We start from the raw sequence: 18,023 nt of genomic DNA on the forward strand, positions 1-18,023 counted from the left end.
CGCTGGAGCGGGGCGGGTTTAGCGACCCGCCCCGCTTTCGCGTTCCAGGGCATAGATCGCGTCGGCGATGTCCTCGGCCTTGGCCGTGACCACGGCCTGGGCGTCGGCCAGACCGCGATTGTAGAACCAGCCGCCGATCTGGCCACCGAAGAATTCCAGCACCATTTCGGCCTGAAGCTGGCTGATGTCCTGATCCAGCTCCTTGTTGAAGAAGTCGCGGATGCGGCCGCCGATGGCGGTGCGCTCGTCCTTGCTGAACTGGATCGGCTTGGTCATCAGGACACCGCCGCCAAAGCTTCTTCCGCCTCGACCCAGGCAGCCTCGGCGGCTTCCAGATCGGTCTGGGTCTTGGCGCGGGCGCGGGTCAGGCCTTCCAGGGCCTTGGGATTGGACACGGCGGCGTTAGCCAGGTCGTCGTCGATGCGGGCGACCTCGGCGGCCAGGGCGGCCATGCGCTCTTCGGCCTTCTTGACTGCATGACGTAGGGTCGAGGGCGAAGGGCCTGATTTTTTGTCGTTCTTCTTCTTGCCGCCTTGCGAGGGGGCTGCGGCTGCGGCCTCCTGCTTGATCTGGCTGGGCTTGACGGCTGCGGCCTTGGCGCGGTCGAGGACGAATTTCTGATAGTCGTCCATGTCGCCGTCATAGGGCTTCACCGTGCCGTCGGCCGCCAGCCACAGGCGGTCGGCGACCAACTCCATCAGCGAGCGGTCGTGGGTGATCAGGATGACGGCGCCGCTGTAGTCGTTCAGCGCGTCCAGCAGGGCGCGGCGGCTGTCGATGTCCAGGTGGTTGGTCGGTTCGTCGAGGATCAGGACGTGGGGCGCCTCCATGGCCACCATGTTCAGCAGCAGGCGGGCGCGTTCGCCGCCCGACAGGCTTTCGACCGTGGTTTCCTGCTTTTCGTAGCCGAGGCCGAACTGGGCCAGCTTGGAGCGGCGGCTGCTCTCGCTGGCGTCCGGCATGGCCCGGCGGATGATTTCCAGCGGGGTGTCGGTCGGGTCCATGGCCTCGATCTGATGCTGGTGGAACCAGCCCACGCGCATCTTCTTGTCGCGGTGCAGTTCGCCCTCGGAGACGTTCAGCGCCCCGGCGATCATCTTGGCGAAGGTCGACTTGCCGGCGCCGTTGACGCCCAGCAGGCCGATGCGGTCGTCCAGGTCCATGCGCAGGTTCAGATTGCGCAGGATGGGCTTGCCGGTCTCATAGCCGACGTTGGCGCGTTCCAGACGGATCAGCGGCGGCGCCAACGGGCGCGGCGGCGAGGGCAGGGTGAAGGGGGCGACGCGCTCCTCGATCGTGGTCGAGACCGGCTCCATCTTGGCCAGACGCTTCATGCGCGACTGGGCCTGGGCGGCCTTGGAGGCCTTGGCCTTGAAGCGGTCCACGAAGGCCTGCAAGTGGGCGCGCTCGGCGTCCTGCTTGGCCTTGGCCGACAGTTGCAGGCGGGCCTTCTCGGCGCGCGCCTTCTCGAACATGTCGTAACCGCCCGTGTAGAGCTCCAGCTTGCGGTTCGCCAGGTGCAGGATGTGGGTGCAGCTGTTGTTCAGCAGTTCGCGGTCGTGGCTGATGATCAGGGCCGTGTGCGGGTATTTCTGCAGCCGGCTTTCCAGCCACAGAGCGCCTTCCAGATCGAGGTAGTTGGTCGGTTCGTCGAGCAGCAGCATGTCGGGCTCGGCGAATAATGCGGCCGCCAGGGCCACGCGCATCCGCCAACCGCCCGAGAACTCGGACATGGGACGCTGTTGGTCCTCCTGGCTGAAGCCCAGACCGGCCAGGATTTCACCGGCGCGGGCGGGAGCCGAGTCGGCGTCGATGTCGATCAGACGCGCCCAGATCTCGCCCATCTCCTCGGGTGGGGCGGTTTCCAGCCGATTCATCAGCTCGTGACGTTCGACGTCGGCTTCCAGAATGGTGTCCAGCACGCTGTCGGGCGTGGCGGGGTGTTCCTGGTCCACCGAGCCGACGCGGGCGGTCTTGGGCAGGCTGACCTCATCGCCGTTGGCGGCCAGTTCACCCAGAATCAGCTTGAACAGGGTCGACTTGCCGATGCCGTTGCGGCCCACCAGGCCGACTTTCGAGCCCGGCGGCAGGCTGACGGAGGCGTCGTCGAGGAACTGGCGGCCCCAGGCGTTGAACGTCAGGTTTGTGATCTGGAGCATGGAAAGCGTCTGACGTTCAGGTGGCGGTTGGAAAGCGGGGAGGGCGCCGCTATAAGCCCGCGACCCTCAAACTACCAAACCGCAAAGAGTCTTCCCATGACCGAACGCACTTTCTCGATCATCAAACCCGACGCCACGCGCCGCAACCTGACCGGCGCGATCAACGCCGTCATCGAAACCGCTGGCCTGCGCATCGTCGCCCAGCGCCGCATCAAGCTGACCGAAGCCCAAGCCAAGAAGTTCTACGAAGTGCACGCCGAGCGTCCCTTCTACGGCGAACTGGTCGGCCAGATGATCGCTGAGCCGGTCGTCGTGCAGGTGCTGGAAGCCGAAGGCGCCGTCGCCAAGTACCGCGAAGTCATGGGCGCCACCAACCCGAACGACGCCGCTGAAGGCACCATCCGCAAGCTGTTCGCCCTGTCGATCGGCGAGAACTCGGTCCACGGTTCGGACTCGCTGGAAAACGCCGGCATCGAAATCGCCCAGTTCTTCACCGACGCCGACATCGTTGGCTAAGGACTTTCTGGTTGGGCTGCGGTCAAAAGGCTCTGCCTTTTCGACCCGACGCAGCCTGGCGAGAGCATAAAGACGGCCCGTCTCCGGAACCGGAGGCGGGCCGTTTCGTTTTCACGGTCCTGTTACCTGTTCAGCCATCAAGGAAGACCGCCATGAAGACGATCCTCAAACTGGCTCCGGTTATCGGCGTCGTGGGCCTGCTGGCCGCCTGCGGCACCACTACAGAGCAACGCGCAGCCACGGGCGCAATTGGTGGTGCGGTCGCTGGTCAGGCCATCGGCGGCAATACGGGCGCGACCGTCGCCGGGGCCGCGATCGGTGCGGTTGCAGGCGCCGTGACGACCCCCAAGAAGCCGAACTGACTTCCTTCGGGCATTCCCGGAAACAAGAACGGCGTCAGCTGCGAAGCTGACGCCGTTTTCGTGTCTGCTATCGGACGCGCCGCCTACCAGATGCGGGCGCGGCTTTCCGGGGCGATGAACTCGGCCTGATCGGGCGTGACGCCGAAGGCCGCGTACCAGGCGTCGATGTTGCGCGGCGGCGTGGCGGCGCGGGCGGCGCCCGGCGAGTGCGGGTCTGTCGTCAGTTGCTCCTTGAGGGCCGCCTCACGCGACTTCTCGCGCCAGACCTGGGCCCAGCCGAGGAAGACGCGCTGGTCGCCGGTCAGGCCGTCGATGACCGGGGCCGGCTGGCCGTTCAGGCTGCGGTGATAGGCGTCCAGCGCCATCAGCAGGCCGCCCAGATCGGCGATGTTCTCGCCCATGGTCAGCTCGCCGTTGATGTGGGTGCCGGGAATGGGCTCCTGAGCGTCGTAGATGGCGCCCAGGACCTTGGCGCGCGCCTCGAAGCGGGCGGCGTCTTCGGGCGTCCACCAGTCGCGCAGGACGCCATTGGCGTCCGACTTGCGGCCCTGGTCGTCGAAGCCGTGGGTGATCTCGTGGCCGATGACGGCGCCGATACCGCCATAGTTGACCGCCGGATCGGCGTTCGGGTCGAAGAACGGCGGCTGCAGGATGGCGGCGGGGAAGACGATCTCGTTGCGCGGCGGGTTGTAGTAGGCGTTCACCGTCTGGGGCGTCATGCCCCATTCCAGCGGATCAACCGGCTGGCCGATCTTGCCGCGCTTCCAGGCCCAGTCGAAGGCCGAGGCGCGCTCGACGTTGCCGTAGAGGTCGCCGGCCGACAGTTCCAGGCCATCATAGCTGCGCCACTTGTCCGCATAGCCGATCTTGACGCCGAACTTGGACATCTTGAGCAGGGCCTGTTCGCGCGTCGGCTCGCTCATCCAGTCCAGGTTTTTCAGGCGCTCGGTCATGGCGGCGCTGAGGTTGGCGACCAGGGCCTCCATCTGGGTCTTTGACGAAGCGGGGAAGTGCAGGCGGACGTATTCCTGGCCCAGAACCTCGCCCAGCTGGCCGTCGACCAGGGCGACGCCGCGGTTCCAGCGCGGACGGTTCTCGGGCTGACCGCGCAGGGTCTTGCCGCGGAACTCGAAGCGCGAGTCGACGAAGGCGTCGGACAGGTAGGGTCCGGCCTGATCGACGATCTGGAAGGCTTCCCACGCCTTCAGCGTGTCCAGCGAGGTGTCGGCGAAGACCTGGGCGATGCCCGGGATGGCGGTGTTTTCCATCAGGACGATGGTCGGCACGTTGGCGATCTGGGCGCCTTGCAGGAAGGCGGTCCAGTCAAAGCCGGGGGCCAGCTTGGCCAGATCAGCGGTGGGGGCCGGGTTGTAGATCTTGTCGATCTGGCGACGCTCGACCGTGGTCCAGTGCTTCTCGGCCACCTTGGTCTCGAAGGCCAGGATGTCGGCGGCGGCCTGGGCCGGGTTCGACCAGCCGGCCGCCGTCAGGGCGCGGGTGACATAGGCGACATAGGCTTCACGTTGAGGCGCGAAGTCGGCCTTCAGGTAGTAGTCGCGGTCGGGCAGGCCGAGGCCGCCCTGGCCCATGTAGGCCGAGTTCAGGTCGGGGTTCTGCAGGTCCTCGAACACGTCGACGCCGAACAGCGAGCCGCCGAAGCCGGCGTGGCTTTCGCCCATCAAGCGGGCCATGCCGCTGTGGTCGGTGACAGCGCGGACGGCGGCCAGATCGGCGGCCAGCGGCTGGGCACCCAGCTGGTTGACGCGGGCCTCGTCCATGAAGCTGGCGTAGAGGGCTCCGACCTTTTGCGCATTGGCGTTGGTCGGGTTGGCGGCGCTGGTTTCGATGATCGACTTCAACTGGCTCTGGGCGTTTTCGTACAGGACGTCGAACGGGCCGAAGCGGGCCTTGTCCGAAGGAATCTCGGTGTCGCGCAGATAGGTTCCGTTGGCGTACTCGTTGAAGTCGTCGCCCGGCTTCACCGCCAGGTCGCGACCATTAAGATCAAAGCCCCAGGGATGGATTTGTGGCGCATCGGCAGCCGGGGCGGCTGCATGGCCCGCGTGGGCGTTCTGGGCCGAAGCGGCTTGGGCGGAGAGCACAAAAGCGAGCGCCAGGCCGGCGGCGCCCATCAGGCGGGTCTTGGACATCGGGTCTTCCCATGTGGAAACGGCGAGCGGTCCCAACAGAGCTGGTCCGATCGTTCGCGGGGAAACTGCTCCCGCCTGCGGCAGGCTGTCGCATTAAAAATCGTTAAGGTAGGCGCGGCCTCAGCGCGCGACGAAGGCCGCCAGGGTCTGCGGATAGAGGCTGTGCTCCGCCGTCTTCACCCGTTCGGCCAGGGTGCCGGCGTCATCGCCGGGCAGGATTGGCACGCGCGCCTGGCCCAGGATCGGGCCTTCATCGACGCCTTCAGTGACGACGTGGACGGTGCAGCCTGCCTCAAGGTCGCCAGCCTCGATGGCGCGGGCGTGGGTGTTCAGGCCGGGATAGAGCGGCAGCAGCGAGGGGTGGATATTCAGCATGCGCCCCGCCCACTTCTGCACCAGCCAGGGCGTCAACAACCGCATATAGCCGGCCAGGGCGATGACCTCGACGTTTCGCTCGACCAAGATGGCGTCGATGGCGCGCTCATGCGCCTCGCGGTCCTTGCCGAAGGGCTTGTGCGCGACGGTCAGGGCCTCGACCCCGGCGGCCCGCGCCTTTTCCAGCCCCGCCACGTCAGCGACGTTGGAGATGACGGCCACGACCTCATAGGGCGCATCCGCCGCCTGACCCGCCGCGATCAGCGAGGCCATGTTGGTGCCGGAGCCGGAGATCAGCACGGCGACGCGTGTCCTGGGTCGGGCGGTTTCGGTCGGCATAGGGCGGCTCGGGCGTGTCGGACGGGGAGGAGGCGAGGGATGCGGCCGTCGGCGTCTCTTGGCAAGCCCGCAACGTTACAAAGTCCGTTGCCGGATAGACCGGCTTGGCGTTAGCGTCCCGGCGCCGGGCTGTCCGGTGCGTGAGGGGGAGTTCACAATGCGTCATCTGCTTACCGCCGTCTGCGCGACGGCGCTGCTTGCCGCGCCGATGGTCGCCGTGGCCCAGGAAGCATCCAGCGGCGGCTCCGGCCCGATCCGTTCGGCTTCGGATCGACTGCGCAACGCCAACGCCGAGCAGGTTGAGCGCAACTGGGCGCGCGCCACGCCGGAAGAGAAGGAGGTGACGACCAGCCATTCGATCACCGCCCACGGCCGCGCCATGCGCTACAAGGCGACGGCAGGCACCCTGACGATCCGTGACGACGCGGGGATGCCGACAGCCAGCCTGTTCTATGTGGCCTACACCCTGGACGGTCAGCCGGTCGGGCGGCGTCCGGTGACCTATCTCTATAACGGCGGACCGGGCTCGCCGACGGTCTGGCTGCACATGGGCGCCTTTGGCCCTGTGCGGGTGCTGACGGACGATCCGGTGGTCGAGCGTCCGGCCCCGTTCAATGTCGGCCCCAATGACATGACCCTGCTGGACAAGACCGATCTGGTCTTCATCGACATGGTTGGCGCCGGCTATTCGCGTCCGCTGGCCGAGACGCCCGGTTCGGCTTTCTGGGGCGTGGATCAGGACGCGGACGCCTTCACCCGCGCCATCATGCGCTACACGAGCAAGTTCAACCGCTGGTCCAGCCCCAAATACGTGCTGGGCGAAAGCTACGGCACCTTGCGCACCGGCGCTGTGGCGCATCAGCTGGAAGACCGGGGCATGTCGCTGAATGGCGTCATCCTGCTGTCGTCGATCATGAACTATGGCGTGCGCCAGCCGGGCTATGCCCAGAACTTCATCACCCTGCTGCCGACCTATGCGGCGACGGCCTGGTATCACAACAAGGTGCCGAACCGCCCGGCTACGGTTGAGGAGCACGTCCAACGGGCGCGCGACTTCGCCATGGGCCCCTATGCGGCGGCCCTGGCCAAGGGCCACATGATCTCGGACGCCGAGCGCGCCCAGATCGCCCAGCAGATGAGCGAACTGATCGGCGTCTCGCCGACCTTCATCGACAACGCCAACCTGCGGGTCGAGCTGTCGCCGTTCCGCAAGGAGCTGCTGCGGGACCGCCGCGAGACCATCGGCCGCCTGGACACTCGCTATCTGGGCATGGACGCCGATGCCGTGGGCGGTTCGCCCGAGGAAGACCCGTCCAGCAGCGCCATCACTGGGGCCTATTTTGGCGTCTTCAACGACTACATCGCCAATACGCTGAACTACCGCACCGACATGGACTATCGTCAGTCGGCGCGCGGCCTGCCGGGCTTTAATTGGAACTGGAGCCACCGCCCGCCGGTCGGCGGTCCGCAGACCACGCCGAACACGGCGGTGGACCTGGCGACGACCATGCGGCGCAACCCGCATCTGAAGGTGTTGGCGCTGAACGGCTATTACGACGCCGCCACGCCCTTCTTCTCGACCGAATACGACCTGGCCCAGATGATGCTGGAACCCAGGCTGCGCCAGAACCTAGAGTTCACCTACTATGAGGGCGGGCACATGATGTACACGAGCCGCAAGGCGCTGGAGCAACTGCACGTCGATCTGGCCAAGTTCTACGACGAGACCCAGAACGGCGGGGTTCGGTAAGAAATCTATTCTCCCGCTCATCCCGACGGGTGCTTCCTCTGCGGTCACCCCGGACGCCCCGAAGGGGCGATCCGGGGCCCAGACGTCTGCTTCAAATGGCAAGGGCGGCGAAGGTTCAACCGCCTGGGTTCCGGGTTCGCTACGCGCCCCGGAATGACGGCGGGGAGAGGCAGGGAAATTCAGTCAAAGAAAAAGGCCCCGGTTGCGAGACCGGGGCCTTTGTCGTTTCAGGCGCGAGGCGCTCAGGCGGCTTCGAGCTGGCCGCAGACGAAGGCGTCCTCGCCCGCGTTCAGCAGGGCGGCCAGGACCGGCTCGGCGTTCTCGGGCGAGACGATCAGCATGAAGCCGACGCCGCAGTTGAAGGTGCGGCGCAGTTCGTGGTCGGAAATGCCGCCGACCTGACCCAGCCATTGGAAGACGGGCGGCATGGCCCAGGCGTTCCAGTCGAAGGCGGCCTGCAGGCCCTCGGCGATGCAGCGCGGCGGATTTTCGATCAGACCGCCGCCCGTGATGTGGGCCGCGCCCTTGATCAGGCCGGCCTTCATCAGCGGCAGGACCGGCTTCACATAGATGCGGGTCGGCTCCATCAGGGCCTGGGCCAGCGAGCAGTCCTTGGCGAAGGGGGCGTCGTCGCCCCAGGCCAGGCCGGACTTCTCGACCACCTTGCGGATCAGCGAATAGCCGTTCGAGTGCGGACCCGAGGAGGCCAGGCCGATGATGATGTCGCCGGCCTTCTGCTGGTCCAGATAGGGCAGGACCTGGCCGCGCTCGACCGCGCCGACCGAGAAGCCGGCCAGGTCATAGTCGCCACCCGAATACATACCCGGCATTTCGGCCGTCTCGCCGCCGACCAGGGCGCTGCCCGACTGACGGCAGCCCTCGGCGATGCCGGCGACGACGCGGCGCGCGGCGTCCACGTCCAGCTTGCCCGTGGCGTAGTAGTCCAGGAACATCAGCGGCTCGGCGCCTTGCGCCAGCAGGTCGTTGACGCACATGGCGACCAGGTCGACGCCCACGCCGTCATGACGGCCGGTTTCGATGGCGATTTTCAGCTTGGTGCCCACGCCGTCCGTGGTGGTGACGATCAGCGGGTCTTCAAAACCGGCGGCCTTCAGGTCGAACAGGGCGCCGAATCCGCCCAGCGAAGCCTCGGCGCCGGGGCGGCGCGTCGACTTGGCGAGGGGTTTGATCGCATCGACCAACATTTCTCCGGCGTCGATATCCACGCCCGCATCGGCGTAGGTGAGGCCGTTTTTCAGGGCTTCGGGGGTGTCGCTCATCGGTCACGGCTCGAAATCGGGGGCGAAAATCTGTCGCAGCGCTCTTGCCACGACGGCGTCGCGCGGGGCTATAGCATCGGAATGACGCCAATCACCACCAATGACGCGCTAATCGACTTCTGCGAACGCCTGGCCAAGGCCCCGTTCATCACAGTCGACACCGAATTCATGCGCGAGACGACCTACTGGCCCAAGCTGTGCCTGATCCAGGCCGCTTCGCCCACGGACGCCGCGATCATCGACCCGATGGCCGAGGATCTGGACCTGGAGCCCTTCCTCGCCCTGCTGCGCGACGAATCGATCATCAAGGTCTTCCACGCGGCTCGACAGGACGTGGAAATCTTCAACCGTCTGGGCGCCATGCCCAAGCCGATGTTCGACACCCAGGTCGCGGCCATGGCCGCCGGCTTCGGCGATCAGGTCAGCTATGAGCAGCTGGTGCGCCAGATGCTGCGCCAGGAACTCGACAAGGGCAGTCGCTTCACCGACTGGGCGCGTCGTCCGCTCAGCGAGGCGCAACTGGTCTATGCCCTGGGCGACGTGACCCATCTGGCTGCGCTCTATCCCAAGCTGCGCGATCGCCTGCAGAAGGAAGGCCGTCTGGACTGGGTCATGTCCGAAATGGGCGCCCTGACCGATCCGGCCCTCTATGACACCACGCCCGAGAATGCGTGGAAGCGTCTGAAGCCCAAGAAGTTCAGCGCCAAATATCTGGCCGCCTTCGTCGCCACCGCCGTCTGGCGCGAGCGCGCGGCGCAGGAACGCGATCAGCCGCGCGGCCGTATCCTGAAGGACGAGGGCATCGACGAGATCGCCGTCCAGGCCCCGACCGACCCCGAGGCTTTCAATCGTCTGCGCTCGGTGCCCAAGGGCTTCGGCGGTTCGCGCCTGGGTCTGGAACTGGCTGGCGAGTTGAAGCGCGTCCTGGCCGACCCGGAGGCGCACGCGCCCAAGCTGGAACGCCCGGCCCACAGCCAGCCGGCCCCGCCCTCGGTGGTGGAACTGCTGAAGGTGCTGCTGAAGGCCAAGAGCGACAACGCCGGCGTGGCCACCAAGCTGATCGCCAACGTGGCCGATCTGGAAAAGATCGCCAATGACGACAACGCCGACGTCGAAGCCATGAAGGGCTGGCGTCGTCAGCTGTTCGGCGACGACGCCCTGAAGCTGAAGAAGGGCGAGATCGCCCTGGTGCTGAACGGCTCGCGGGTCGAAGTCGTCGAAATCGAAGGCTAGTTCGGGGCTAGGCCGGCGGCGACGCCGGCTCCCACAGCTCGATCGGATTGCCCTCGGGGTCATGGATGCGCGCAAAGCGTCCGATCTCGGGGGTAGCGTCCCATTCGGCCTTGGTGATGACCTCGATCCCGGCCGCTTTCAGCGAGGCAATCAGCTCGTCCAGACCCTCGACCCGCAGATTCAGCATCCAGCGGTGGTCGACGGCGAAATAGTCGCTGTCTTCCTTGAACGGGGCGAAGACCGTCGGTCCCGCCTGCTGGTTCCAGATCCAGACGCCCTCAGGCGCGCCGACGCCGAGATGCGTCAGATACCACTCAGCCAGGGCCTTGGTGTCCTTGGAGCGGAAGAAGAAGCCGCCGATTCCGGTCACGGGCATGGGATCGTTCCTCTAGATTTTCAGGGTCAGGTTCATGGCCTCAGCCAGGGCCTTGGCGCGACGGCGGGTCTGTTCGCCCAGCAGCATGTCGGCGTAACCCTCGGCCGCTGTAATGCGTAGCGCGCCTTTTTCGACGGTGGCGGCGGCGTTGGCCAGGAGTTGCGGCGAGCGTCCCGACAGGTCGCAGGCCAGTCGCATGGCCAGGCCCAGGGCGCGGGCGCGCTTCTGGCCTGATAGGGGCAGCAGGCGGTCCACCACGTTCGGCGAGGGCGTCTTGGCCTCGCCGCCATAGCGGGCGTTCATGGCCACGGCCAGGAAGGCGCGTTCGGCATGGGTCTGGCCCGGAATGGGCGAGCGCAGCACCTGATCAAAGACCAGATCGACGCGGTGGTCCGGGTGCAGTCGCGCGCCGAGGTCGGCCAGACGACAGACCGAGGCGGTCAACAGGGCGTCGCGCTCCTCGCCAAAGGCCTCGGGCATGGCCGAGACGACGGGTTGCAGCCAGCCGTCCAGCGCGCGCGGCAGGGCCGGATCCACGCCCTGACGGCCGCCCCAGGCCGAACAGCCGGCCAGCAGGGGGTCCACCGCCGCCATCTCGGGCGACAGGCCGGCGTAGAGCAGGCCCTCGCGCACGCCCCAGGCCGAGAAGGTGATGGATTTCAGGCCGAGCGCGTCGATGAGGCCGTCCAGCACCAGGGCGGCGTAGGGCAGGGTCTCGGCCCGGCGCTTGGACACGCCCGGCAGCTTCTCCAGCGAGGCCTTGGACTGACGCGCCACCAGACGAGCCAGATCCCGCGCGTCGGCGGCGCTCATGGCGTATTCGTGGACGATCCTCAGCGGATGGTCGGTCATGGACATGTGCATCTGAGCCAGGCTGCGCCAGGCGCCGCCAACGGCGTGCAGATCGGTTGTCGCGTAGGCCTCGGCCACGGGAGCCAGTCGCTTGGCGATACGTGACCGTAGGCGATCAACCTCGAACCCCTTGGGATCGATCAGGGCGAACGGGCCCAGCGGCAGGGTCACGCCCTTGTCCAGCGGGCGGCTACGGCCGCCGTTGCCGATACGGGTCAGCTCCAGGCTGGCGCCGCCCATGTCGGCGGCCACGCCGTGTGATCTCGGCGCGCCAGCCAAGACGCCTAGCGCCGAATAGCGGGCTTCTTCCTCGCCGCTGAGGACGCGGACCTGAAGACCGGTTTCGGCCGCAACCCGGGCGCAGAATTCGGCGCCGTCTTCGGCTTCACGCACGGCGGCGGTGGCGGCGATGATGGTCTGGTCCGGCTGGACGCCCTCGATGACGGCGGCGAAGCGGCGCAGGGCCGTCATGGCCGAGGCGACACCCGGCACGGACAGGCGCTTCGTCGCGGCCAGATCACGCCCCAGCCCGGCCAGGACCTTCTCGTTGAACATGGTCCAGACCGCCCGGCCTTCCAACCGGTACAGCACGAGACGCACTGAGTTGGAACCGATGTCGATGACGGCGATCTGACGCGACGGATATTCGGCCTCGACGCCCATCAGCGGCGCTTCCGGGCCTTGAGACCCGCGTAGGAGAGGGCGCCGGGCAGGGTCTTCACCTTGCGGCCGCGGCCCGACAGGCTGGGATTGGTCATGAAATACTTGTGAGCCGAGAAGGGACGTTCAGGACCGGAGGGCGTGACGCGGTGATAGGTTCCGTCCGCGGCCAGGGTCCAGCTCTGGGCGTCGTCCTTCAGGTTGGCGACCATGATCTGATCCAGGACCTGATCATGGACCGTGGCGTTCAGGATCGGCGTCATCAGCTCGACGCGGCGGTCCAGATTGCGCGGCATCCAGTCGGCGGACGAGATGTAGAGCCTCGCCTTGTTGCTGGGCAGGTCGTGGCCGTTGGCGAAGGCGATGATGCGGCTGTGCTCCAGGAAGCGGCCGACGATGGACTTGACCCGGATGTTCTCGGACAGGCCCGGCACGCCGGGACGCAGACAGCAGATTCCGCGAATGACCAGTTCGATACGCACGCCCCATTGGCTGGCGCGATACAGGGCGTCGATGATCTCGGGATCGACCAGGGCGTTCATCTTGGCCCAGATGGCGGCGGGCTTGCCCTTGGCGGCGGCCGACATCTCCTTGCCGATCATCTCCAGCAGGGAGGTCTTCATGTTCAGCGGTGAGACGACCAGGGCTTCCAGTTCGTCGGGCTCGGCATAGCCGGTGATGTAGTTGAACACCCGCGTCGCATCCTGTCCCAGGACAGGGTTGCAGGTGAACAGGCTGAGGTCGGTGTAAATCTTGGCCGTCGTCGGGTGATAGTTGCCGGTGCCGAAGTGGCAGTAGGTGCGCAAGGCGTCGCCCTCGCGCCGTACGACCACGCTCAGCTTGGCGTGGGTCTTGTACTCCACGAAGCCGAAGACGACGTGGACGCCGGCCCGTTCCATCTGCCGCGCCCAGCGCAGGTTGGCCTCTTCGTCAAAGCGCGCCTTCAACTCGATCAGGGCGGTGACGTTCTTGCCGTTTTCGGCCGCCTCGATCAGGGCGGCGACGATGGGGCTGTCCTTGGAGGTGCGGTACAGGGTCTGCTTGACGGCGATGACGTTGGGATCGCGCGCCGCCTGCCGCAGGAACTGCACCACCACGTCGAAGCTTTCGAACGGGTGGTGGATCAGCATGTCCTTTTCGCGGACCGCTGCGAAGATGTCGCCGCCGTTGTCGCGCACGCGCTCGGGATAGCGGGGCTCATAGCCCTTGAACTTCAGGTCAGGGTGGCCGCCGGGGATCAGTTCGGCCAGCTGCGCCAGTCCCAGCATCCCCTCGACCAGAACCACGTCCTGCGGCTGGGCGTGCAGTTCGGCGATGATGAAGTTGCGCAGGTCCTCCGGCATGGAGGCTTGGATCTTGATGCGGACGACCGAGCCCATGCGGCGCTGCTTCAACGCCTCCTCGAACTCCATGACCAGATCCTCGGCCTCTTCCTCGATCTCAATGTCCGAGTCGCGGATCAGGCGGAACAGACCCTTTTCCAGGATCTCGCAGCCCGGGAAGAGGTGGTCGATGAAGAGCAGCAGCAGGTTTTCCAGCGAAACGAAGCGCTTGCGCCCCGGCGCCGAGCGGCCGTCCGTCGCCAGAGCCCAGAAGCGGCGCACCTGGGTCGGCACCGGCACCAGGGCGTAGAGGACGCGATTGTCGCTGTTGCGGCGCAGCTTCAGCGCCAGCGAGAAGCCGAGGTTGGGCAGGAAGGGGAAGGGGTGGGCCGGGTCGATGGCCATCGGCGTCAGAACGGCGAACAACTGATTGAGGAACTCGGGTTCCAGCCGCTCGCGTTCGGTGCGGGTGATCTTGGAGCCTTCGACCACCTCGATCCCGGCGGCGGCCATTTCCTTGCGCAGGACGCGCCAGCGGCGCTGCTGCTCGGCCATCAGGCCCCCGGCGGCGGCGTTGACCTGTTCCAGCTGTTCGGCGGGCGTCAGGCCGTCCGGCGAGACGACGCGGACGCGCTCGCGCACCTGTCCCTTCAGGCCCGCCACGCGGGTCATGAAGAACTCGTCCAGGTTGTTGGCGGAGATGGACAGGAAACGGACCCGCTCCAGCAACGGATGGCCTTCGTTGGCGGCTTCTTCCAGCACGCGCCCGTTGAAGGCCAGCCACGACAGCTCGCGGTTGATGAAGCGCTCGGGCGAGGTCATCAGCGCCTCGGACAGCTCCAACTGCGGGGCGCGAGAGGAGGGGACCTCCTCGCCGGTGGTGTCGACGGCTATGGGCGCGATTTCAGTCATTTGACTGTTGTCGCGCGGCCCTGTGACGGCTGCAACCGCGATGTGACGCAATCAGTCAGACATCTCGTCGCTATCGCCCAGGACCTGACGGGCCAGAACCCGCGTGACCGGGCGGTGATAGGCGTCCAGTTGATCGACGATGCGTTCAACCGCGTCGGCTGAACGATCTATACGGCGGGCCAGATAGTCGATGACCTCGTCGCCGGGCATGATGTTACGCGTGGCGAAGGCGCGTTTCAGCATGGCGCCCAGCACGGCGTCGTCGGGCGCCTCGATCCCGACCGTGCGGATGGCGTTCAGGCGCGAACGCAGGTCGGGCAGGTCGCAGGCCCAGGCCGCCGGCGGGTCGCGTGACACCAGCAGCAGGGCGCCGCCGCCCGACTGCGTCAGGTTGATCAGATGGAACAGGCTCTCGTCATCGGCGTCCTGGGCGCGGTCCAGCAGGACGATCTGGCCTTCAAGCTCCAGCGGATCGACCAATGCGGCCTCGGCCCCGTGCAGGGCGACGGCGCCGGTGCGCTCGACCCAGGCGGCGGCCAGATGGCTCTTGCCGCTGCCGCGCGGGCCAAAGATTGACAGGACCGAACCGGGCGTCTCGGGCCAGGTCGCCAGCACCGAAGTCGCCGCCGAATTGGATTCGGATACGACGAAATCAGCCGCGCGTTGGGATTCCTCCTGCCGCAGGGGCAGGCGCAGTTGCTGGATGTCGGAACCGAGTGCGGTCATGGATTGAACCATAGCAGAGGCCGCTGGATGCGCTGTGGGCAGGTTCCTTGCTGCGGTGGACAACCGCGCGGCGCTGTGGATTTAGCCGCCAGCCTTGACTTTCCGGGGCGATGATGGGCCTTTCGCCCCTCCTAATTCACGCTGTTCTCCAGCCGTTTTCAGACGAAATCCGATCATGCACGCCTATCGCACCCATACCTGCGGCGCCCTCCGTTCGACGGATGCTGGCTCGAATGTTCGCCTGTCGGGCTGGGTTCACCGCAAGCGCGACCACGGCGGCCTGCTGTTCATCGACCTGCGCGACCACTACGGCCTGACCCAACTGGTGCTGCACCCGGAGACGCCGGGCTTTGAAGCCGTTGAGCGTCTGCGCGCCGAAAGCGTCATCAAGATCGACGGCGAAGTGGTCAGCCGCTCGGCCGAAACCACCAACGCCAACCTGCCGACCGGCGAGATCGAAGTGCGCGTCCTGTCGGTCGAGGTCCTGTCGGAAGCCGCCGAACTGCCGCTGCCGGTCTTTGGCGAGCCGGAATATCCTGAGGAAATCCGCCTCAAGAACCGCTTCCTCGACCTGCGTCGCGAGACCCTGCACAAGAACATCGTCCTGCGCTCCAAGGTGATCCACTCGATCCGCCAGCGCATGGTCGAGCAGGGCTTCCTTGAGTACCAGACCCCGATCCTGACGGCCTCCTCGCCCGAGGGTGCGCGCGACTTCCTGGTGCCGTCGCGCATGCACCCGGGCAAGTTCTACGCCCTGCCGCAGGCCCCGCAGCAGTTCAAGCAACTGCTGATGGTGTCGGGCTTCGACCGCTATTTCCAGATCGCGCCCTGCTTCCGCGATGAAGACCTGCGCGCCGACCGTTCGCTGGAATTCTACCAGCTCGACGTCGAGATGAGCTTCGTCACGCAAGAAGACGTCTTCGCCGCCATCGAGCCGCTGATGAACGGCGTCTTCAACGAGTTCGGCGAGGGCAAGCCGGTTTCCCCAATCGACGGCGTCCACACCTTCACCAACGACTTCGGTGACACGTTCGAGCACAAGGGCTTCGAGCGCCTGACCTATGCCCAGTCGATGAAGTGGTATGGCTCGGACAAGCCGGACCTGCGTAACCCGATCAAGATGCAGGACGTCTCGGACCACTTCCGCGAAGGCGGTTTCGGTCTGTTCGCCAAGATCCTGGGCGCTGACGCCAAGAATGCGGTCTGGGCCATCCCGGCGCCGACCGGCGGCTCACGCGCCTTCTGCGACCGTATGAACTCGTGGGCGCAGGGCGAGGGCCAGCCGGGTCTGGGCTATATCTTCTGGTCGGACGATCAGCAGGCCTGGGGCGGTCCTATCGCCAAGAACCTGGGGCAGGAGCCGACCGAGGCCCTGATGGCTTCCTTGGGTCTGGGCAAGGGCGACGCCGCCTTCTTCACCGCCGGCGACCCCGCCGTCTTCGCCAAGTTCGCCGGTCTCGCCCGCACCCGCGTGGGCACGGAGCTGAAGCTGGTCGACGAAGAGCAGTTCAAGTTCTGCTGGATCGTCGACTTCCCGATGTTCGAATGGTCGGAAGAAGAGAAGAAGGTCGACTTCAGCCACAACCCCTTCTCGATGCCGCAGGGCGGGATGGAGGCCCTGGAGACCCAGGACCCGCTGACCATCCGCGCCTATCAGTACGACATCGTCTGCAACGGCTATGAGCTGTGCTCGGGCGCGATCCGGAACCACAAGGCCGAGATCATGCTGAAGGCCTTCGAGATCGCCGGCTACGACGCCTCGGTGGTCGAGGAGCAGTTCGGCGGCATGCTGAACGCCTTCCGCTTCGGCGCTCCGCCGCACGGCGGCCTGGCCCCCGGCATCGACCGCATCGTCATGCTGCTGGCCAACCAGACGGCCATCCGCGAGGTCATCGCCTTCCCGCTGAACCAGCAGGGCCAGGACCTGCTGATGAGCGCGCCCGCCGAGGCCGCCGACAAGCAGTTGAAGGAACTGTCGATCCGCACGGCCCTGCCGCTCAAGTAGGCGGCGACCGTTAGTCGAATTGAAAAGGGCGGCCTTCGCGGGCCGCCCTTTTTTTGTTTTGGATGTTCGCGCCTAGTTGCCGGAGGCGATGACCAGATTGCGCTGACGCGGCGGGATGGGAGGCGCAGGAGGAGCCGGCGGCGTGCGAATGACGCGGATGCGGCCGCCGCCGCATGACCGCACGGTCAGGCCGCCCGGCAGACGCGTCGCGCCGTCGCCGCAGGCCTCATGAATCTGGTCCTGGGTCAGGCCGCGTGCGCCGGACAGGTCGGCGCCGCGAATATCAGTTCGGCTCATCGAAGCGCCCGAGAAGTTGGCGCCGTCGAAGCTGGCGCCGGTCAGGCGCGCGCTATCCAGGGAGGCTTCGCGGAACGAGGCCCTGTCGAACACGCCGTTGGTCAGGTTCGAGGCGTTGATTTCGGCGCTGGTGAAGTCGGCGCCGACGGCGCGGACATTGGCCAGGGTGGCGCCAAACATCTCGCTGCTGTTGAACTTGGTGCGGATCAAGACGGCGCGATTGAAGTTGACGCCGTTCAACTCGGCCGAGGACAGGTTGGCGTCCTGGAAGTTGGTGTTGATCAGGTTGGCGCCGGTGGCTTCCGCGCCGGTCAGGTTGGCGCTGGTGAAGGTGCTGCCGAGGAAGTTGGCGCCGACCATTTCGACGCCGCGCATGTCGGCGCGGCTGAAGTCGCTGCCGGCGAAGTTCGAGCCGACCAATTCGGCCCCGCGCAGGGTGGCGCCGACCAGGGTGGCGTTGGTGAAGCTGGCGCCGGTGAAGGTGGCGCCGGACAGGTCGCGGCCTGACAGTTCGCAGCGGTTGCAACTGCCGCCCAGAGAAACCATGCGGGCGACGTCGCGGTCCTGCATCTGCGACAGGGTCACGACACCGGCGAAGGCGGGGGCGGCCGCCAGCACGCCAGACACGGCTGCTGCTGCGGGAACCAGGCGACGGAGGAGGGCGAGCGGGCGTTTCATCACGCTACCTAGATGCGCCCATCGCCCGAAT

General features: G+C 66.5%; 15 protein-coding genes. 5 read left to right on the forward strand and 10 right to left on the reverse strand.

Annotation, left to right across the window (positions count from 1 at the left end; translation table 11 throughout):
- Positions 1–18: 18 nt before the first annotated feature.
- Complete coding sequence (locus CQ039_RS04320; protein WP_105563971.1) at positions 19–276, reverse strand: DUF2164 domain-containing protein; 258 nt, start codon at positions 274–276, stop codon at positions 19–21.
- Complete coding sequence (locus CQ039_RS04325) at positions 276–2,159, reverse strand: ABC-F family ATP-binding cassette domain-containing protein (protein ID WP_105563972.1); 1,884 nt, start codon at positions 2,157–2,159, stop codon at positions 276–278. The genes CQ039_RS04320 and CQ039_RS04325 overlap by 1 nt, the downstream gene beginning before the upstream one ends.
- Before the next feature lie 96 nt (positions 2,160–2,255).
- Between CQ039_RS04325 and ndk the strand changes: the two genes are divergently transcribed.
- Both ndk and CQ039_RS04335 read left to right on the forward strand, forming a co-directional pair.
- Positions 2,256–2,675, forward strand: coding sequence for a nucleoside-diphosphate kinase (ndk, locus tag CQ039_RS04330; protein WP_105563973.1), 420 nt, complete (start codon positions 2,256–2,258; stop codon positions 2,673–2,675).
- Between the two features lie 152 nt (positions 2,676–2,827).
- Positions 2,828–3,037 (forward strand): glycine zipper 2TM domain-containing protein, encoded by a 210-nt coding sequence (locus CQ039_RS04335; protein ID WP_105563974.1) that lies wholly within the window; start codon positions 2,828–2,830, stop codon positions 3,035–3,037.
- Positions 3,038–3,120: 83 nt separating this feature from the next.
- On the opposite strand, the gene CQ039_RS04340 is transcribed toward CQ039_RS04335, so the two are convergent.
- Both CQ039_RS04340 and purN read right to left on the reverse strand, forming a co-directional pair.
- Entirely contained in the window at positions 3,121–5,187 is a 2,067-nt protein-coding gene (locus tag CQ039_RS04340; RefSeq protein WP_105563975.1) for a M13 family metallopeptidase, read from the reverse strand.
- A 120-nt stretch (positions 5,188–5,307) separates the two neighbouring features.
- Positions 5,308–5,901, reverse strand: coding sequence for a phosphoribosylglycinamide formyltransferase (gene purN / locus CQ039_RS04345; protein ID WP_105563976.1), 594 nt, complete (start codon positions 5,899–5,901; stop codon positions 5,308–5,310).
- Positions 5,902–6,058: 157 nt separating this feature from the next.
- On the opposite strand from purN, the gene CQ039_RS04350 reads away from it, so the two are divergent.
- Positions 6,059–7,651 carry a S10 family peptidase gene (locus CQ039_RS04350; protein ID WP_105563977.1) on the forward strand — a complete coding sequence of 531 codons (1,593 nt, stop codon included), beginning with the start codon at positions 6,059–6,061 and terminating at the stop codon, positions 7,649–7,651.
- 242 nt (positions 7,652–7,893) lie between these two features.
- On the opposite strand, the gene purM is transcribed toward CQ039_RS04350, so the two are convergent.
- A complete protein-coding gene (purM, locus tag CQ039_RS04355) occupies positions 7,894–8,931 on the reverse strand; it encodes a phosphoribosylformylglycinamidine cyclo-ligase (protein ID WP_105563978.1) in 1,038 nt (345 codons plus the stop codon).
- Positions 8,932–9,012: 81 nt separating this feature from the next.
- Here purM and rnd point away from each other — a divergent pair, with 81 nt between their 5' ends.
- On the forward strand, positions 9,013–10,164 hold the full coding sequence (rnd, locus tag CQ039_RS04360) for a ribonuclease D (protein ID WP_105563979.1): 1,152 nt from the start codon (positions 9,013–9,015) through the stop codon (positions 10,162–10,164).
- A 7-nt stretch (positions 10,165–10,171) separates the two neighbouring features.
- Here the strand turns inward: rnd and CQ039_RS04365 are convergent, their stop codons facing one another.
- Genes CQ039_RS04365 through CQ039_RS04380 form a run of 4 tightly spaced genes read right to left on the reverse strand, consistent with a single transcriptional unit; the run spans position 10,172 to position 15,012 of the window.
- Positions 10,172–10,540: a VOC family protein gene (locus CQ039_RS04365; RefSeq protein ID WP_105563980.1), complete on the reverse strand. Its 369-nt coding sequence runs from the start codon at positions 10,538–10,540 to the stop codon at positions 10,172–10,174.
- A gap of 12 nt (positions 10,541–10,552) precedes the next feature.
- Positions 10,553–12,055, reverse strand: coding sequence for a Ppx/GppA phosphatase family protein (locus CQ039_RS04370; protein ID WP_105563981.1), 1,503 nt, complete (start codon positions 12,053–12,055; stop codon positions 10,553–10,555).
- A complete protein-coding gene (locus CQ039_RS04375) occupies positions 12,055–14,286 on the reverse strand; it encodes an RNA degradosome polyphosphate kinase (RefSeq protein ID WP_105564037.1) in 2,232 nt (743 codons plus the stop codon). Before CQ039_RS04375 ends, CQ039_RS04370 begins: the two co-directional genes overlap by 1 nt.
- Before the next feature lie 51 nt (positions 14,287–14,337).
- Positions 14,338–15,012 carry a DnaA ATPase domain-containing protein gene (locus CQ039_RS04380; RefSeq protein WP_105564038.1) on the reverse strand — a complete coding sequence of 225 codons (675 nt, stop codon included), beginning with the start codon at positions 15,010–15,012 and terminating at the stop codon, positions 14,338–14,340.
- A 175-nt stretch (positions 15,013–15,187) separates the two neighbouring features.
- Between CQ039_RS04380 and aspS the strand changes: the two genes are divergently transcribed.
- On the forward strand, positions 15,188–17,017 hold the full coding sequence (aspS, locus tag CQ039_RS04385) for an aspartate--tRNA ligase (RefSeq protein ID WP_105563982.1): 1,830 nt from the start codon (positions 15,188–15,190) through the stop codon (positions 17,015–17,017).
- A gap of 72 nt (positions 17,018–17,089) precedes the next feature.
- Here the strand turns inward: aspS and CQ039_RS04390 are convergent, their stop codons facing one another.
- Entirely contained in the window at positions 17,090–17,992 is a 903-nt protein-coding gene (locus CQ039_RS04390; protein ID WP_105563983.1) for a pentapeptide repeat-containing protein, read from the reverse strand.
- Positions 17,993–18,023: the final 31 nt, after the last annotated feature.

Origin of the sequence: Brevundimonas sp. MYb52 (genome assembly GCF_002979535.1) — a bacterium.
In the GTDB taxonomy this organism is placed as follows: Bacteria; Pseudomonadota; Alphaproteobacteria; order Caulobacterales; family Caulobacteraceae; genus Brevundimonas.